The sequence below is a fragment of the Pseudomonas sp. SDO5532_S415 genome, from assembly GCF_054071155.1.
In genome coordinates this window covers 1-17,286 of the sequence record NZ_JBSVWS010000134.1, presented here as the reverse complement: position 1 = coordinate 17,286, position 17,286 = coordinate 1, and the positions used below count along the sequence as shown (strand labels likewise).

Sequence of the window (17,286 nt, the reverse complement as noted above, 5' to 3'; positions counted from 1 at the left end):
TCAGACAACATTGATGTCGACTGACACTCCCTCTTCGCGAGCCGGCTCGCTCCCACATTATTTTATTGCGGCGTTTTTATGGATACTGCTGAACCGTACCTTGTTGCTGACCGCCATACTGCTGGCCAGGAATCGCCTTGAGGTTGACCTCCACACGGCGGTTCTGCGCGCGGCCGTTGACGTCTGCGTTGCTGGCAACCGGGTTATCCGGGCCGGCGCCGCGGGCGCTCAGGTTGGCACCGCTGACACCTTGCGAGGTCAGGTAAGTCGCGACGCTCTGGGCCCGACGCTGGGACAGGTCCATGTTGTGCTGACGGCTGCCGGTGCTGTCGGTGTAGCCGACGATTTCGATCTGGTTCTGGTTGAATTCTTTCAGCGAGCCGGCCAGGTTATTCAGCGGCTGGTAGAAGCTGGAAGCGATGTTCGACGAATCAGTGGCGAACGTGATGTTGCCCGGCATGATCAGCTTGATCTGATCGCCCTCGCGCTGAACTTCAACGCCGGTGTTGGCCATGCTGGCACGCAGTTTTTTCTCCTGCTGGTCGGCGTAGTAGCCGTAACCGGCAGCGGAAGCCCCCACTACCGCAGCACCGATCAGCGCGCCTTTGCCACGGTTGTTGTGGTCGATGGCGGCACCCGCCAGGGCGCCGGCCAATGCGCCGAGGCCACCGTATTTGGCGGTTTTGCTCATGCCCGTGGAGCCGCTATCGGCCTGACCCTGATTGTCGTAAGGGTTGGGCGATGCGCAACCGGACAATAGCGCTACGGCAGTAGCCACAATAATCAAACGACGTTTGGTGAACATGAAGTGCTCCTACTTTTTACATTCTGTGGTGCAACGGACGTAAGCATCGAACCTTTGCGGGCGTTGGATCGTTTCGGCGGATGAAAATTCCGCGCGTTACAAATCAGGCCCTGACAAAAGGATTTTCGCGCATCTCATCCCCCAGACGGGTGTCGGGACCATGTCCAGCCACCACAGTCGCCTCTTCGTCGAGCGTATACAGCCGCTGCTTGATCGAACGCACGATAGTCGCCTGATCGCCACCCCACAAATCCGTGCGACCTACGCCGCGACGAAACAGGGTGTCACCGGCAATCAGCAGCTTGGCATCCGAAAACCAGAAGCTCATGGAACCCGGCGTATGACCCGGTGTGTGCAACGCCACGCCACAACCGCACGCCAGCTCCTCATCATCGGCCAACCAGCGATCCGGCGATGGCACCGGCGTATAGGGAACACCGAACATCTGACACTGCATTTCCAGATTGTCCCAGAGGAACTGATCTTCCTTGTGCAAGTGCAATGTGGCGCCGGTTTTTTCCTTCAACTGGCCGGACGCCAGGAAGTGATCGAGGTGTGCATGGGTATGAATGATGCTGACCACTTTCAGGCCCAAGGCATCCAGTCGCGCGAGTATCAGCTCGTGATTGCCACCCGGATCGACGACGATGGCCTTTTTCGTGATCGGATCGCCGATGATCGTGCAGTTGCACTGCAACGGGCCGACGGGGAAGGTTTCGCGGATCAGGGAGGGTTGCTGAGACATCGGGGCCTGCTCGATAAACGGGGGACGAGCGATTTTCGCACAAATGAGTATCCAGCGATTTGTTGTGCCGTGTAACGTGAAAATTCCTTAACCCAGCACCCCCAACTCCTTGGCCCGTGCCACCGCCTGCGTGCGTCGTTCAACGCCCAGCTTGCTGTTGATATGGCTGGCATGGGTCTTGACCGTGTGCAATGAGATAAACAACTGATCACTGATTTCCTGGTTCGAGCAGCCTTGGGCAATCAGGCGCAGGACAGCCAATTCACGCGTACTGAGTTGCTCGGTGGCGGGAGCGGACTCCAAGGCAGGTCTGGCAGCCAATGCAGGCAGTTTCTCTGCAAGGTCCTGAGACAAGGTCGTCTGCGCACAGCTTTGCAGTTGTCCGCGAAGCCAGTCCGAATGCTCGGCCAATAGTCTGTCAAACGGTTGCAGAACGCCGCCTGCAGCGGCGTCCAGCGCCTGGTTCAGTGCCTTGCGCGCCTCGGGTTCGCGCCCGCTACCCAGCAACAACGAGACTTTCTGCGTCAACGCCATCGCACTGAGCAGCTGTCGGCCGGATTGCTGACCCTGTTCGAGCAACGCGTTCAAACGCCCCTCGGCGAGCATCGGCTGCCCCTGAATGACCTCCAGCAAAGCCTGTTGCAGCTCGATGTGCAGGGGGAGTTGCGGGTGGAATTCCGGCGGAGCTGCCGGGTGCCCACCGTTATAGGTTTGACCCAGCCGCGCCAGCCAGGCTTGCGCAAGATCGATGCGCCCCTGGGCCAGCCAGAGTTCACATTTGACCAAGGTGATCATCGCCAGATAGTAGATCGGCGGCACGTCCCAGATATGCATCAGTCGTTCGGCTTCACTCAGTTCGGCAAAGGCCTTGGCGAATTCGCCGCAACTGCCTTCAAGCCGGGCGATGACGCAATGCCCGATCAATACGCTGATGTCACGACAGGCTCGCGCCTCGCTCAAGCCTGCCTGCAAGCGCACCCGCGCCGCTTGCGGTTGCATGCGCAGCGCCAGCAGAAAACCTTCGTACAACGTCAGCCGTGCGCGTACGGCGTAGAGTCGTTGCGGTGACAGACCCTGCAGGCGTTGCAGTCCCTGCCGGACTTCATTCAGCGAGCGCAGGATTTCCCCTCGTGCTTGCAGCACGCGTGCGCGGTCGTAGTGGGCCAGCGCTTCGAACAATGGGTTGCCGACCCGTTGCGCCAGTTCCAGCGAATCACGGTTCAACCCGCGCGCACGCCACAAGTCACCGTCGGCAATGGCCAGGTTGGACAGGGTCGAAAGGCACATCAGCCGCTGGCCGTAACGCTTGCACGGCAGGCTCTCCAGCGCTTCGGTGCAATAACGCAGCGTGAGTTCACGATTACCGCGGCCACGAGCGATGATCCCGCTCAAGGCCAGCCATTGCGCCAGCATCGACTTCTGCGCGGTGGCGGACGGGGCCGGCAGGAAACGGCTCAAATGGCTGGCCAGTTCCTCGGCGGCATCCAGCTGACAGGCCAGTCCCAACGCCCAGCTGTAGAGCACGATCAGTCGTGGTGTACTGATCAGCAGGCTGTCGGGCAAGTCCATTTTCCAGCGCAGCAACATGCCGACATTCTGCTCGGCCAGCAGTTGTTCTTCCGACAGGTTTTGCACAAGGTTCGCCGCGACGTCCAGATGCCCGGCGCGCAACGCCTGCTCTACCGCTTCATCGAGCAGCCCTTGGGCATTGAACCAGCGACAGGCGCGCAGGTGCAGACTGGCGGCCGGCACCATCGACTGGGCGACAGGCCGCGAGCGCAGCAGATCGGAAAACAGATGGTGGTAGCGATACCAGTGGCCATGCTCGTCCAGCGGCACCAGAAACACCTGATGGGCCGCCAGAAAGCGCAGGATTTCGGCACTGTCATGGGCGTCGCGTACGGCATCGCACAATTCGCTGCAGAAGCGCTCCTGAGGCGCCGTATCGTAGAGAAACGCCTGCACCTCGGCCGGCAGGCAATCGATCACCTCTTCAAGCAGGTAGTCGCGGATCAGGCCTTCACCCCCGTGAAGCGCCTGGGGCAATGCGCCTTGCGTACCTGCTTCCGATGCCGCCAGCAGCCAGAAACGCAATCCCGCCACCCAGCCCTCGCTACGTTGAATCAGGTTCTCCAACGCCTCACCGCGCAAGGAGCTGCTGTGCCGGTCGAGCAGGCTCAAGGCTTCATCGTGGGTCAGGCGCAGGTCTTGTTCATGCAGCTCCAGCAGTTGCCGCGACAGCCGCAGCCGTGCCAGATGCCAGTCGGGACGCTGGCGGCTGGTGACCATCACCAGCAGGCCATCGGGAAGGTGGTTGAGGAAGAACTGCAGGCAGCGATCGAGTACCGGGCCCTGGGCCAGATGATAGTCATCGAGCACCAGCAACAGTGGCGTCGCCGTCGACAGATGCACGGCCAGTTCGTCGAGCAAGCCGTCCAGCCACTCTTCGAAGGCGAACGGCTGATGGCGCTGACGCATTTTCAACAGTCCAAGGGACTGCCTGCCCAGTTGCGGGTAATAGTCTTGAAGGCCTTCGAGCAATCGCTCGAGGAATCGACCGGGGTCACTGTCCCGCGGGCTCAACCCCAACCATAGGCTTTGCCAGTGTGCCGGCAGCGCCTGGCAGAACTCCACCGCCAATGAACTCTTGCCGAACCCCGCCGGGGCGCTGACCAGCAGCAGCCTGCCACCGAGCCCCGCACTCAGACGCTCGCACAGGCGCGGACGCAGTACATGGCCGTCGGGCAATGGCGGTCGGAAAAAGCGCCCGTCCAGCGCGGCGACAGCGACGCTTGCAGGACCTGGTGGGGGGGACAGATCAGTCATGGCCGGCTCTTGTTTGAAATGCGGGTGGCGGCGTTGCAGATGTCCGCAGACTAGCGGTAAACGAGAAGGGAATGAAGGCAATTGCTACAAATGGCTACAAAAAGTCTACGAACCTCAACGGTAGGAGCAGCCGGTCGACGCTCGATTGCTCGCGAAAAACCCGAGAGCTGCGCGGGGTGTCAGGTTTCATGCGTTATCGTTGACGACCATCGCGAGCAGGCTCGCTCCTACAGTCGCACGCACCGTTTCGACCTCAAAAAAAAAACGCCCCGAACCAGTCGGGGCGTTTCAGGAGGATGCGGCCTCGGGTTGCTATGGCTTAGCGAATACCTTCCTGACGCAGAGCGTTCGGCGTGAAGTCCGCGGTGGTGGCGGTAAAGCCGAAGTCATACGCCGACTTCTCTTCGTTCTTCATGCCCAGTGCCAGGTAACGGCCCGATTGCAGGTCGTACAAAGCCTCCAGGGTGTACCACGGAACCTGGACGTTGTAGTAGTTCTGGGCATGAGCTTCCGCCACACGCCACAGTTGATCACGACCGTCGTAGTGGTCGATCACCGCTGCTTGCCAGGTGTCTTCGTCGATATAGAAGTCACGTTTGGCGTAGATGTGACGCTGGCCTGACTTCAAGGTTGCCACCACATGCCAGACCCGGCGCAACTCGTAGCGAGCCAGCTCCTGGTTGATGTGACCGGCCTTGATGATGTCGGCGTACTTGAGCTTCGGATCGTCGAGCTTGTAGCTGTCGGAAGCGATGTACATTTCCTTCTTGCCTTCGAGTTTCCAGTCGTAACGATCCGGCGCACCGTTGTACATGTCCAGGTTGTCGGAGGTACGCAGACCATCGGCGGCGGTACCCGGACCGTCATAAGACACTTGTGGTGCACGGCGCACGCGACGCTGACCAGCGTTGTAGACCCACGCCCCACGAGGTTCCGCCACCTGGTCGAGGGTTTCGTGCACCAGCAGCACACCACCGGCCAGACGTGCCGGGGCGGTCACTTTCTGCTTGAAGTAGAACAGGATGTTGCCCGGGTTCGCCGGATCGTAATCCTTCATCTTGTCACGGAACACGAACTGGTCCTGGAAATACACCAGGCTGAACGAGCCGTTTGCCTGCGGCGTGGCCTGGGTTACCAGACGGGTCACGCTGCCGCCGCGATAGCGGGTGATGTGGTTCCAGATCACTTCGACGCCACTTTTCGGAATCGGGAACGGTACCGCGGTTTCAAAGTTTTTCAGCCCGTTGCCGCCGGAGACCAGCTCCGTGTTGGTGGCGTTCTTCTTGATGGAGGCGAACACGTCATCCGGCACGGTAGCACCGCGATGGGACGGGTAGACCGGCATCTTGTAAGTTTCCGGGTAACGCTTGAACATCGCGTACTGCCCCGGAGCGAGCTTGCCCTTGTACTGGTCAACGTTCTGCGCGGTGATGGTGAACAGCGGTTTTTCGCTGGCGTACGGATCGGACAGGAAGCCCTTGCTGTCGACGGTGCCAGCATTTTTCGGCATCGGTTTCCAGGCCGGGATCGAACCGTCGGCGTTACCCGCCGCCTCAGCCCCCATCGGGGTCAGGCTCTTGCCCAATTTGTCCGCTTCGGCCGCCGGAACCGCTGCCATTACGCTGGTCGCCAGCAGGGAAAACCCCAGGACACCGGCGTGGAACAGACTCTTTGTTATTTTCATGTGTGTACTCGTCCTGAAAATACGGTGCTTAGAAGTTCACGCCGAAGCTGAGCGCAACGAAGTCGCGATCATCCACGGTGGTGTACTTGCCGTCGAAGAAGTTGGTGTATGCCAGGCTTGCGGTGTAGGTGTTCTGGTACTCGGCGTCGACACCCAGGCTGACCGCTTTGCGACCTTCCTCGAAGTTGCCGCCAGGACCAGGCGAGTAACCTTCCACGTCGTGGGACCAGGCCACGTTCGGCTTGAGGTTCACACCGGCGAAGACGTCGTTGTATTCCCAGATCGCACGACCGCGATAGCCCCACGAAGTCGCCGTGGTGAAACCTTCGTTGTTGCAATTGCGGCTGAGGTTGTTGGTCGGAGTACCCGGACCGGCACCGTTGATGGTGCTCTGGTTGAGTGCCACGCAAGTATTGGCGCCGCCGGTGGTCGGCAATTCACCAGGACCGTAGACCGGATCACGGCCATAACGGACGTCGGAGGTGCTTTCCAGGCCGCCGACGTGGGTGACGCCCACTTCACCCACCAGGGTCAGACGGCTGGCGCCCATGACCTGATCGAAGAAGTGCGTCAGGGTGGTCTGGAACTGGGTGACTTCCTTGCGGCGATAGCCGTGCAGGTCCTGACCCGGTACACCGGCCAGCAGCGAAGCGTTGGTCAGCGCACCGCCCAGAGGACGTACACCGGCGAACAGGATATCGGTGGAGTTGAGCTGCACCGGTGCGTTCGGACGGTAGCTGATTTCACCGCTCCACGCCGTACCGGTAGGCAGGGTGGTGGAGAAGCTCAAGCCGTAGAGGCGGATGTCTTCCGGATACTCGACGAAGTAGCTCGAGTTACCCGCGACGATCAGCGGCGCCAGGGCACGCAATTGCGCCGGCAAGGCACCGACCCTGGCAAAGGTCGAGGCTGGAGCGCCCGTGGCACTGAAGATCGGCGCACGGCTGTGGTAATTCATGAAATAGGCACCGAACTCGGTGTCCAGCGGATCGAACATGTATTTGAGGGACATGCCCCACTGACCGCTGTCCCGCGCATCGCGGTCCGGGCCACGACGCACCAGCACACCTTCGTTGTTGGCGTCGACACCCAGCGCAGTCAGTGTCGGCAGCGCTGCGGCAGGAATCGTCGAGCGGCTGTTCAATACGCGCAGGTTGTCGGTGCAACCATCGGCAATGATGTCGGGTTGCGAGAAGAACGTGCCGCAGTTGTCGACGACGGTCTGGTCCCATTCGATCTGGTAGAAGGCGTCGGCCGACAGATTGTCGGTGAGGCTCTGGGACACGTAGAACATGTTGACCGGGATCAGGCCTTCCTTGATCTCGGCACCTGGACGACGGAACGCGGAGACGTCGATCGGGTTGATCGAGTTGATACCGCTGCCGATGAAGGTACTTTCACCCCAGCTCACGACCTGTTTGCCCAGACGCACGGAACCCGGCTGATCGGCGATGGAGTAGTTGTGATAGACGAAGGCATCGAGGATCTGGCCGCCGGCGGATTTGGCGCCTTCCTTGCGGTTGCTGTCGCTGATGTCCTTGAACGGACGGCTTTCGTCCTTGAGTTCGAAGTCGTACCAGTATTTGCCACGGACGAAAACGCCGGTGTCGCCGTATTTCAACTCAAGGTCATGAATGCCCTTGAAGATTTTCGAGAAGGTTTTACCACTCTCGAAGTTCAAGTGACCGTCGTCGGAAGTCTGGGACAGGCCGCGGCCGCCGTTGTTGACGCCGATGAGGTTCTTGTTGGCGCTCTCAGTAGACCAACTGGCACCGATCGACAGGGATGAGTCGAACTGACCTTCGATTTCACCAACGTTGAAGCTGACGCCGAATGCAGGCCCGGCGAGCGTAGAGGCAAGGCTGACGGCCAGAGGCAGTTTAGCCCGGCGCCAGAACTGGTTTACTGATGTCATCGACGCTACTCCATGTGCATTTTATTGTTATGGCAGTGAGCACTTTTAAAAACGCTTGGAGGACAGGGAGCCATGGCATCCCAAAGTCATTCCAAAGTTGCATCGCCCCGGTTTGTGCGTTTGCTCCGTTCTTAAAAATCCTTGAGCGGACTATAGCCAGCAGGTAGTAGTGCTTGATCCCTCTAAAGTGTGATTTGCACCCGCCAGCCACTCTGGAACAGTCCTTTCGCCAGACCGACACCCGTCGGCACGGCAAGGATGGCTCAAATTTCGGATTTGACAAGCCAAGCGCTTGCTTGGTGGGGCTGGCGTGCCTTTTCGGGCACGCCAAAGGGGGCTTAAAGCGTCGAAAGGAAGGTGCTGTTGGTGGCTTGCCATTCGAGGATGTCGACGCGAATTTTCTTCTTGTCGAGCTTGCCGACACTGGTCTTGGGAATTTCAGTAACAAGGGCGATCTGACTGGGGATAGCCCACTTGCTCAAGTGACCCAGTTCCACGAACGGTTTGAGGTGTTCCTTGAGTTCCCGGGCCCCGATCTGATGGCCTTCACGCAGCACCAGCAAGGCAAACGGCCGCTCGCCCCACTGCGGATCGGCAATCCCCACCACTGCTACTTCGCGTACCGCCGGGTGGCGACTGATCAGGTCTTCGAGGTCGAGGGAGGAGATCCACTCGCCGCCCGTCTTGATCACGTCCTTGATCCGGTCGCGAATGTCGATCACGCCCATGCTGTCCAGCGTCGCCACGTCACCGGTGTGCAACCAGCCCCCGGCCCAGAGCTCGGCGCCTTTCTGCGGTTCGTTGAAATACCCTTCGGTTAGCCACGGCGCACGCAACACCAGTTCCCCCTGGGTCTCGCCGTCGGCAGGGAGGAAGTTACCCTCGGTGTCGACAATCGCCGCCTCCACCAATGGCCCCGGCACGCCGGCCTTGATCCGATACGTCGTGCGCTCGTCTTCGGTACCGGCCATCAACTCGTCGTTGAGGTGCGCGCACGATACCAGTGGCCCGGTTTCCGACATGCCGTACGCCGCGGTCAATTGAATGCCTTTGGCCTTGGCCGCGTCATACAGCGCACGATTGAGCGCACTGCCGCCGATGACGATTTTCCAGCCACCGAAGTCAGTATTTTGCGCCGCCTTGGCATTGAGGACCATTTGCAGGATGGTCGGCACACAGTGGGAGAAGGTGACCTTTTCCTTGCGCCACAACTCCACCAGGAACTCCGGGTCGTAACGGCCGGGATAAACCTGCTTGAGCCCCAGCATGGTCGCTACATACGGCAGCCCCCAGGCGTGTACGTGGAACATCGGGGTGATGGGCATGTACACATCGTTGGTACCCAGCAAGCGCACGCTGTCGATCGCGCCCATGATGGTCGACACGCCCATGGTGTGCAGCACCAGTTGCCGATGGGTGAAATACACGCCCTTGGGATTACCGGTGGTGCCGGTGGTATAGAACGTGGTCGCGACCGAGTTTTCGTCGAAGTCCTGGAAGTCGTATTGCGGACTCGCGGCGGCCAGCAACTGCTCATACTCGCCGACGAGATTCGGCAAGTCAGCGGTTTTGTCCGGCAGGTCGGTCAACAACAGGGTTTTCTCGACGGTGGTCAAGTGCCCCGCAATCGCCTTATACAGCCCCTCGAACTCGCTGTTGACCAGCACGTAGCGGTCCTCGGCGTGGTTCATGGTGTAGAGGATCTGCTCCGGCGACAGGCGCACGTTGATGGTATGGATCACGGCGCCGATCATCGGAATGGCGAACATGCATTCCAGATAACGATGACTGTCCCAATCCATCACCGCCACGGTGTCCCCGGGCTTGACCCCGGCCGCTGTCAACACGTTGGCCAGCCGCGCGACCCGTTCGATCAGGGTCGGATAGCTGTAGCGCAACTGGTCGCGGTAAACGATCTCACGGGTTTTCTCATAACGCGTACCGGACATCAGGAGCCGTTTGATCAGCAGCGGATACTGGTAAGCGCCTTCGGCTGGGGGGATAACGCGTGTCTGCAACATAAGAATCCCTTTTCTGACTGCACGGTCGTGGCTGAAAGTAAGCACTTTAGTGCCCCTGATCGCCAGCCAAATCAGCCAAAGGAATGATTTGCAGAACCGCCCAAATGCTAGCGTTGCGCCAGCATTTGTGGGCAGTCGTCGAACGTTACAGTCAGTGCATCTCGGTAAACGCCAGCTTCACGCCGATCGCAATCAACACCGCGCCCATGGTCCGGTCGAACCAGTGGCCCATGCGGGCGAAACCGGCGCGCACGCGCTGCTGGCTGAACAGCATCGCCACCAGGCAGAACCAGATCGCCGTCGCCGCTGCGAGGTAAATACCGTAACCGGCCTGCACCGCCAGCGGTGTGTGCGGATTGATCACCACGGTGAACAACGACAGGAAAAACAACGTGGCTTTCGGATTCAGGCCGTTGGTCACGAAACCCGACGTGAAAGCGCCGCGGGCCGTGCGCTCCCCCGCTTCCTTGTGCAGGTCGTCCGTCACGGCCTTGGCCGGTTGCGCCCGCAGCGCCTTGAAGCCGATGTACAGCAGGTAAGCGGCGGCGGCCCATTTCAGGGCGTTGAACAGCACGATCGACTGGGACACGATCAGACCGATACCCAACAGCGAATAGCCAACATGCAGGAAAATCGCCGAGCCCACGCCCAGCGCCGTCCAGGTACCGGCGCGACGTCCGTGGGTCACGCTCTCACGCACCACCACGGCAAAGTCCGGGCCGGGGCTGGCCACGGCCAGCAGGTGAATCAGAGCAACGGTCAAGAACTCGGTCCAGTACATACGGACTCCTCTGGGACTGGATGATCAATTGAGTCTTCAGGATAAACACCACCTGTGGCGAGGGAGCTTGCTCCCGCCCGGCTGCGAAGCAGTCGTAAACCAGTTGGTGCGGTCAGCCTGTTAAAACTCGGTTATCTGTATCGGGGCCGCTACGCAGCCCAGCGGGAGCAAGCTCCCTCGCCACAGGTTTTGTGAGTGTTTCAGCAGCACGTAACTATTTATTTCATCTGGTAGGCTGGGCAGATTACGCCTTCAGTTCACCGCACAAAAGGTACAGTTGATGACGAACATTCGCCGCGCCGTTTTCCTCGACCACCCGTCCCTGGATCTGGGCGATCTCGACCTCAGCCCGCTTCGCGGATGCTTCAGCCAATTGCAGCTGTTCCCCCAGACCTTGCCCGATCAAGTGGTCGATCATCTGAAGGGCGCAACCGTCGCCATCACCAACAAGATCATGATCGACGCTGCCGCCATCGCCGCCAGCCCCGAACTGAAGCTGATCCTGATCACCGCCACCGGCACCAACAACGTCGACCTGGCGGCTGCCCGCGCCCACGGGATTACCGTGTGTAACTGCCAGGGCTACGGCACGCCCTCCGTGGCGCAACATACGATCATGCTGCTGCTCAACCTGGCGACACGCCTGGCCGATTATCAGAAAGCCGTCGGTGAAGGTCGCTGGCAACAGGCGAAGCAGTTCTGCCTGCTGGACTACCCGATCGTCGAGCTGGAAGGCAAAACACTTGGTTTGCTCGGTCACGGTGAACTCGGCGGCGCCGTCGCGCGACTGGCCGAAGCTTTCGGCATGCGCGTGCTGCTGGGCCAGATCCCGGGGCGCCCTGCCCGTTCCGACCGTTTGCCGCTGGACGAGCTGCTGCCGCAGATCGACGCGCTGACTCTGCACTGCCCGCTCAACGAACACACCCGACACTTCATCGGCGCCCGTGAACTGGCCTCGATGAAGCCCGGCGCGTTCGTGGTCAATACCGCCCGTGGCGGCCTGATCGATGAACAAGCGCTGGCCGACGCCTTGCGCAATGGTCATCTGGGCGGAGCCGCCACCGACGTGCTGAGCGTCGAGCCACCGGTCAATGGCAACCCATTGCTGGCCCACGACATCCCACGACTGATCGTTACCCCGCACAACGCCTGGGGCAGTCGCGAAGCGCGGCAGCGAATCGTTGGCCAAGTGACCGAAAACGCCTTGGGATACTTCAGCGGTAAGGCGCTACGGGTCGTCAGTTGATAAACTGCGGCACTTTTTTCCACAGGAGCAGTTATGGATCCGCGCAGTGAAGTACTGCTTCGTCAGGCTGAATTATTCCAGGGTCCGGTGTTGCTGGCCGGTTTGCCCGCCGATGATTTGCTCGGCCGCCTGCCCGCCGCTCGCGGCTGGTGCTGGCATGCCGGCGATCAAGCCGCGCTGGACGCACGCTTTGCCGGGCGCAGCGATTTTGGTGTGAACGCGCCTGAATTCGAATTCGAATCCGCCGTGGTGTTTCTGCCCAAATCCAAGGATCTGACCGATTACATCCTCAATGCCGTGGCTTCGCGCCTGGAAGGTCGTGAGGTGTTCCTGGTTGGCGAGAAAAAAAGCGGCATCGAAGGTGCGGCCAAGCAACTGAACCCGTTCGGCAAGCCACGCAAACTCGACAGCGCGCGGCATTGCCAGCTCTGGCAAGTCACCGTGGCCAACGCCCCGCAAGCCAAACCTCTGGAAAGCCTGGCCCAGGAATACGAACTGCCACTGGCCGAAGGCCCGCTCAAAGTCATCAGCCTGCCGGGGGTTTTCAGCCATGGTCGGCTGGATCGTGGCAGCGCGCTGTTGCTGGAGCACCTGGACAAACTGCCGAGCGGCCATTTGCTGGACTTCGGTTGCGGTGCCGGGGTGTTGGGGGCTGCGGTAAAACGCCGCTATCCACATAACCAGGTGACGTTGCTGGATGTCGACGCGTTTGCCGCCGCCAGCAGCCGTTTGACCCTGGCTGCCAACGGTCTGGAAGCCGAAGTCATCACGGGCGATGGCATTGACGCGGCACCGATGGGATTGAATGCGATTTTAAGCAATCCACCGTTCCATGTCGGGGTCCACACAGACTATTACGCAACAGAGAATCTGCTGCGAAAAGCGGCCAAACATCTGAAAAACGGTGGCGAACTGCGCTTGGTGGCCAACAGCTTCCTGAAGTATCAACCTTTGATCGAAGAGCATTTGGGCGTGTGCGCGATCAAGGCTGAAGGACAGGGCTTTCGAATCTATCGGGCCAAACGCGGGTAAAATTTTGTACTTGCCCAATCGGATTTGCCTAGGCAGAATCCGCTCCGTCCTAGGGGAGTAGTCTCCCACGAGCGCCATGCTCGTCCGGCATGCGTCAACATACTTGGTCAAAAGACCATGGCGCATGCGACCCAAGCGTCCGCATCAGACGGATCGCAGGGTTTGACAAGACCTATGACACGAACACCTTACCCGGGGCGGGAAGGCTGTACGTGTCATAGCCGTGTCGACCCGCCCCTTAGGAAAACCCCTGATGCTGGATTCACTACTCGTACCCACCGCAATCGTTGCCTTGGCCGAAATCGGCGACAAGACGCAACTGCTCGCGCTCATTCTCGCTGCCCGCTTCCGCAAGCCATGGCCAATCATCGCCGGCATCGTGGCCGCAACCCTGGCCAACCACGCGGCAGCCGGTGCGGTGGGTGCCTGGGTCGGCAGTTTCTTTTCGGACACTTTGTTGCACTGGATCCTCGCGGCGAGCTTCGCGGCGACCGCCCTGTGGACCCTGGTGCCGGACAAGATGGATGACGACGAAGCCAGCACCGCCCGCAAGTTCGGACCGTTCCTGACCACGCTGATTGCGTTTTTCCTGGCGGAAATCGGCGACAAGACCCAGATCGCAACCGTGATGCTCGCCGCGCAGTATCCGGAGTTGTGGCTGGTGATCATCGGCACCACCCTCGGCATGCTGATCGCCAACGTACCGGTGGTTCTGGCGGGTAACTTTGCGGCGGATAAATTGCCATTGACGCTGATTCGTCGCCTGGCGGCGTCGGCGTTTTTTATTCTGGCGATTGTTGCGGTGTACAAGGCGATGCAGAGCAGTGGGTGGATGTAAAGCAGCTGCAAGCTTCAAGCTATAAGCCGCAAGCTTGAAACAGAGCAGATTTGCTTTACTTCAAACTTGCAGCTTGCAGCTTATTTCTTGGCGCTGTTGTACAGCGGCATCACCTTCGGAATCGCCGCCTGCAACGAAGCAGTCCGGCTGCTGGAAGACGGGTGCGTGCTGAGGAACTCCGGCGGAGCACCCTCGCTGGCCTTGCTCATTTTGTTCCACAGGGTGATCGCGGCGTTCGGGTTGTAGCCGGCGCGCGCGGCCAATTCGAGACCGATCAGATCGGCTTCGTTTTCATTGGAACGACTGTTGGGCAACGTCATGCCGTAGTTGGCCACAGCGTCCGCCAGCGCGAGGCTATCCTGGCCCAGACCGAGCAAGGCACCAGCGCCCTGCTTGGCCATTTCCATACCGTAAGCCTTGGACATCGCTTCTCGACCGTGCTCACGCAAGGCGTGGGCGATTTCATGGCCCATGACCGCGGCCAGCTCATCATCGGTGAGTTTCAGGCTGTCGATCAGACCGGTGTACACAAAGATCTTGCCGCCAGGCCCGCAGTTTGCATTAAGTTCGTCGCTCTTGATCAGATTGACTTCCCATTTCCACTGGGCCGCATCCGGACGGAAGTTCGGCGCCTGGGCAATGAGGCGGTCGGCAATGACCTGAACGCGCTTGGCATCGCTGCTGGTCTTGTCCAGCACGCCTTTGTTGGTCGCTTCACCCACTGTCTTCGTATAAGACTGGGCGTACATCTGATTGACCTCTTCCGAGGACAACATACTGAACATGTACTGTTTGCGCTCAACACCCACAGCGCCACCGCTGGTGGTATTCACCGATTGGCAGCCAGCGAGCAGCAGGCTTGCGCTCAGCCCACACAAAACCAATAACTTGTTCATCAAAAACTCCTTGAAAACATGTTCGTATCCTAGGCGTGGATAGGTATCGGCGCCAGAGACAACGAACGTAAGACGTATATTTCAGACAAAGCTCTCATCGCCGTAGGAAAAAATTCACAAACCCGGGTACACCACGGCCGATAACGGCCCGGGATGATTCATTTACGACATCCAGCACGCAAAAACAGCCATTTCTCCTGCAGCCGCTCATGCCTGTCGAACCCCCTGCCGATACACCTCCGCAGACGATCTTTTGCGTGCGGAGCACCCATGAAATTCAAGTCAATCCAGTTTTCCGTGGCGGCCCTGGCCGGCGCCATCGTTCTCAGTGTCGTGGCAGCGCTGGTGGTATACGCGCTGTTTTCCGGCGCCCGGACGCAAGACATGGTCCAGGAACGGACTCAGGCACAATTCGAGCAAGTCATCGAACAACGCCTGACATCCCTGGCGCAGACCCAGGTCAGCCAGATTCAGCGTGAACTCGAAGCGCCGTTGCTAATAGCCGGCGGGCTGGTGCGCGTCAACACGCTGATCGGCACACCGGGGGCCGATGGACAGCCTGCGCTGAGTCTCAGTCGCGAGCAGTTGATTGGTTTGATCAAGGAAAACGTGGCCAAGAACCCGAAAATCCTCGGTACCTACATCGGCTGGGAAAAAGACGCACTGGATCACAACGATGCGGCCTACATCGGCACCCACGTAGTGGGCATCGACGCCAGCAACGGGCGCTTCCTGCCCTGGTGGTTCCGCAACGAGGACGGCAGCCTCGGCCTGGACAAACTGGTGGACGTGGACGACCAGAAAACCTTGTCCACCGGCGTGCGCGCCAGCGAGTACTACCTGTGCTCGAAAGAATCCAAAAAATCCTGCGTGATCGATCCGGCGCCCTACAAGGTCGGCGACAAAATCGTCATGCTCGCCTCCTTCATCGAACCGATCATGCTCAACGGCGCCTTCCAGGGCATCGTCGGTGCTGACCTGTCGGTGAACTTCATCCAGGAAATGCTCCTGGGCGCCAACCAGAAACTCTACAGCGGCGCCGGGGAAATGGCCCTGATCGGCGGTAACGGGCGGATCGTTGCCTATACCAAGGACCCGAGCAAATTCGGCGAGGAGGTCAGCGACATCCTCGACAGCCAGCAGATCGCCAACATGGCCAATCTCAAGCGCGGCGAAGTCACCTACACCGTCGACAAGGCTCAGGGCCGGATCGAGTTGTACCTGCCTTTCGGCATCGGTCAGACCGACGCCCGCTGGACCCTGATGCTGCAACTGCCGCTGAATGCGGTGATGGCGGACCTGCAGAAACTTCAGGCCGACCTGAACACCCAGCGCAAATCCGACACCTTCGGCATGGCCATGGTCGGCCTGCTGATTGCCGGTATCGGCCTGCTGGTGATCTGGCTGGTGGGCCACGGCATTGCCCGTCCACTCAAGCAAATGGTCGCCATGCTCGATGACATCGCGCAAGGCGAAGGCGACCTGACCCGTCGCCTGACCAGCGACCGTTCCGACGAACTGGGCTCGATTGCCAAAGGCTTCAACACCTTCCTGGCCAAATTGCAGGCGATGATCACCCAGGTGGTGACCTCGGTGCAGAGCGTCAGCGATTCATCTGAGCACACCGCCGACATCGCCATTCGCACCAACACCGGCGTGCACAAGCAAATGGCCGAGATCGATCAAGTGGCCACCGCCGTGCAGGAAATGACCGCCACCGCCCAGGACGTGGCGCGCAACGCGACCCAGGCCGCGCAAGCCGCCAGCCATGCTGACCTGGCCGCCAGCCAGGGCAAGCAGATTGTCCATGACACGTCGAACTCCATTGGCGCCCTCGCCGTGGAAATCGGCCGGGCGGTCGGCGTGGTGCAGACCCTGGCCAAGGACAGCGAAAACATCAACGCGATCCTCACGGCTATTCGCGGGATTGCCGAACAGACCAACCTGCTGGCCCTGAACGCGGCCATCGAAGCGGCCCGGGCCGGTGAACAGGGTCGTGGCTTTGCGGTGGTGGCTGACGAGGTGCGTAACCTGGCACAGAAGACGCAGAAGGCCACGGAAGAAATCCAGACCATGATTCAGCAGCTGCAACAAGGCACGCGGGATGTGGTGCGGGTCATGGAGGACAGCCAGAACCGTACCGACGAGAGCGTGCAGCACGCAGCCAAAGCGGCCCAAGCGCTGGAAACCATCACGCAGGCGGTGTCGGTCATCAACGATATGAACACCCAGATCGCCAGCGCCGCCGAGGAGCAAAGCGCGGTGGCGGACGACATCAACCGCAACGTGATCAACATCGGGCAAGTGGCCAACGAAGTGGCGGGCGGCGCGGATGAATCAAGCGCGGCCAGTGCGGATTTGACCAAATTGGCCGAGCAGCAGCGACGGTTGATCAATCAGTTCAAGGTCTGATCCAGAGGCCCTTTCGCGAGCAGGCTCGCTCCCACATTGGATCTAAGTGGCACATAAATTTCGTGTTCACTGGAGATCAACTGTG

At 60.0% G+C, this 17,286-nt stretch carries 12 protein-coding genes, 1 pseudogene and 1 riboswitch; of the genes and pseudogenes, 5 read left to right on the top strand and 8 right to left on the bottom strand.

The features are described 5' to 3' along the window. Positions 1-76: 76 nt before the first annotated feature. The 7 genes from ACW9HW_RS22900 to ACW9HW_RS22870 form a co-directional block, all read right to left on the bottom strand. Entirely contained in the window at positions 77-805 is a 729-nt protein-coding gene (locus ACW9HW_RS22900) for an OmpA family protein (protein WP_095192960.1), read from the bottom strand. Positions 806-908: 103 nt separating this feature from the next. Continuing rightward, positions 909-1,550: an MBL fold metallo-hydrolase gene (locus ACW9HW_RS22895; RefSeq protein WP_095192959.1), complete on the bottom strand. Its 642-nt coding sequence runs from the start codon at positions 1,548-1,550 to the stop codon at positions 909-911. A gap of 87 nt (positions 1,551-1,637) precedes the next feature. After that, positions 1,638-4,376, bottom strand: a complete 2,739-nt coding sequence (locus tag ACW9HW_RS22890) for a LuxR C-terminal-related transcriptional regulator (RefSeq protein WP_457401835.1) — start codon at positions 4,374-4,376, stop codon at positions 1,638-1,640. 319 nt (positions 4,377-4,695) lie between these two features. Next, the gene (locus tag ACW9HW_RS22885; protein ID WP_457401834.1) at positions 4,696-6,060 is read right to left on the bottom strand and encodes a DUF1329 domain-containing protein; all 1,365 of its coding nucleotides are present in this window, start codon (positions 6,058-6,060) and stop codon (positions 4,696-4,698) included. A gap of 28 nt (positions 6,061-6,088) precedes the next feature. Next, complete coding sequence (locus ACW9HW_RS22880; protein WP_095192956.1) at positions 6,089-7,975, bottom strand: DUF1302 domain-containing protein; 1,887 nt, start codon at positions 7,973-7,975, stop codon at positions 6,089-6,091. 338 nt (positions 7,976-8,313) lie between these two features. Then, a complete protein-coding gene (locus ACW9HW_RS22875; RefSeq protein WP_095192955.1) occupies positions 8,314-9,996 on the bottom strand; it encodes a fatty acid--CoA ligase in 1,683 nt (560 codons plus the stop codon). A gap of 151 nt (positions 9,997-10,147) precedes the next feature. Further along, complete coding sequence (locus ACW9HW_RS22870) at positions 10,148-10,777, bottom strand: LysE family translocator (protein WP_457401833.1); 630 nt, start codon at positions 10,775-10,777, stop codon at positions 10,148-10,150. A gap of 280 nt (positions 10,778-11,057) precedes the next feature. On the opposite strand from ACW9HW_RS22870, the gene ACW9HW_RS22865 reads away from it, so the two are divergent. The 3 genes from ACW9HW_RS22865 to ACW9HW_RS22855 all read left to right on the top strand — a co-directional run bounded on the left by ACW9HW_RS22865 (position 11,058) and on the right by ACW9HW_RS22855 (position 13,893). Then, positions 11,058-12,023, top strand: a complete 966-nt coding sequence (locus ACW9HW_RS22865) for a 2-hydroxyacid dehydrogenase (RefSeq protein ID WP_457401832.1) — start codon at positions 11,058-11,060, stop codon at positions 12,021-12,023. Positions 12,024-12,056: 33 nt separating this feature from the next. Continuing rightward, on the top strand, positions 12,057-13,055 hold the full coding sequence (locus ACW9HW_RS22860) for a class I SAM-dependent methyltransferase (protein WP_095192952.1): 999 nt from the start codon (positions 12,057-12,059) through the stop codon (positions 13,053-13,055). A 39-nt stretch (positions 13,056-13,094) separates the two neighbouring features. Further along, a riboswitch (yybP-ykoY riboswitch) is annotated at positions 13,095-13,219 on the top strand. A gap of 89 nt (positions 13,220-13,308) precedes the next feature. Next, positions 13,309-13,893 carry a TMEM165/GDT1 family protein gene (locus ACW9HW_RS22855; protein ID WP_457401831.1) on the top strand — a complete coding sequence of 195 codons (585 nt, stop codon included), beginning with the start codon at positions 13,309-13,311 and terminating at the stop codon, positions 13,891-13,893. Positions 13,894-13,973: 80 nt separating this feature from the next. On the opposite strand, the gene ACW9HW_RS22850 is transcribed toward ACW9HW_RS22855, so the two are convergent. Beyond that, positions 13,974-14,789 carry a M48 family metallopeptidase gene (locus ACW9HW_RS22850; protein WP_095192950.1) on the bottom strand — a complete coding sequence of 272 codons (816 nt, stop codon included), beginning with the start codon at positions 14,787-14,789 and terminating at the stop codon, positions 13,974-13,976. Positions 14,790-14,942: 153 nt separating this feature from the next. Here ACW9HW_RS22850 and ACW9HW_RS22845 point away from each other — a divergent pair. Next, positions 14,943-16,346, top strand: a pseudogene (locus ACW9HW_RS22845) (HAMP domain-containing protein); the annotation flags it as partial. Positions 16,347-16,358: 12 nt separating this feature from the next. Further along, positions 16,359-17,201: a methyl-accepting chemotaxis protein gene (locus tag ACW9HW_RS22840; RefSeq protein WP_371917509.1), complete on the top strand. Its 843-nt coding sequence runs from the start codon at positions 16,359-16,361 to the stop codon at positions 17,199-17,201. Positions 17,202-17,286: the final 85 nt, after the last annotated feature.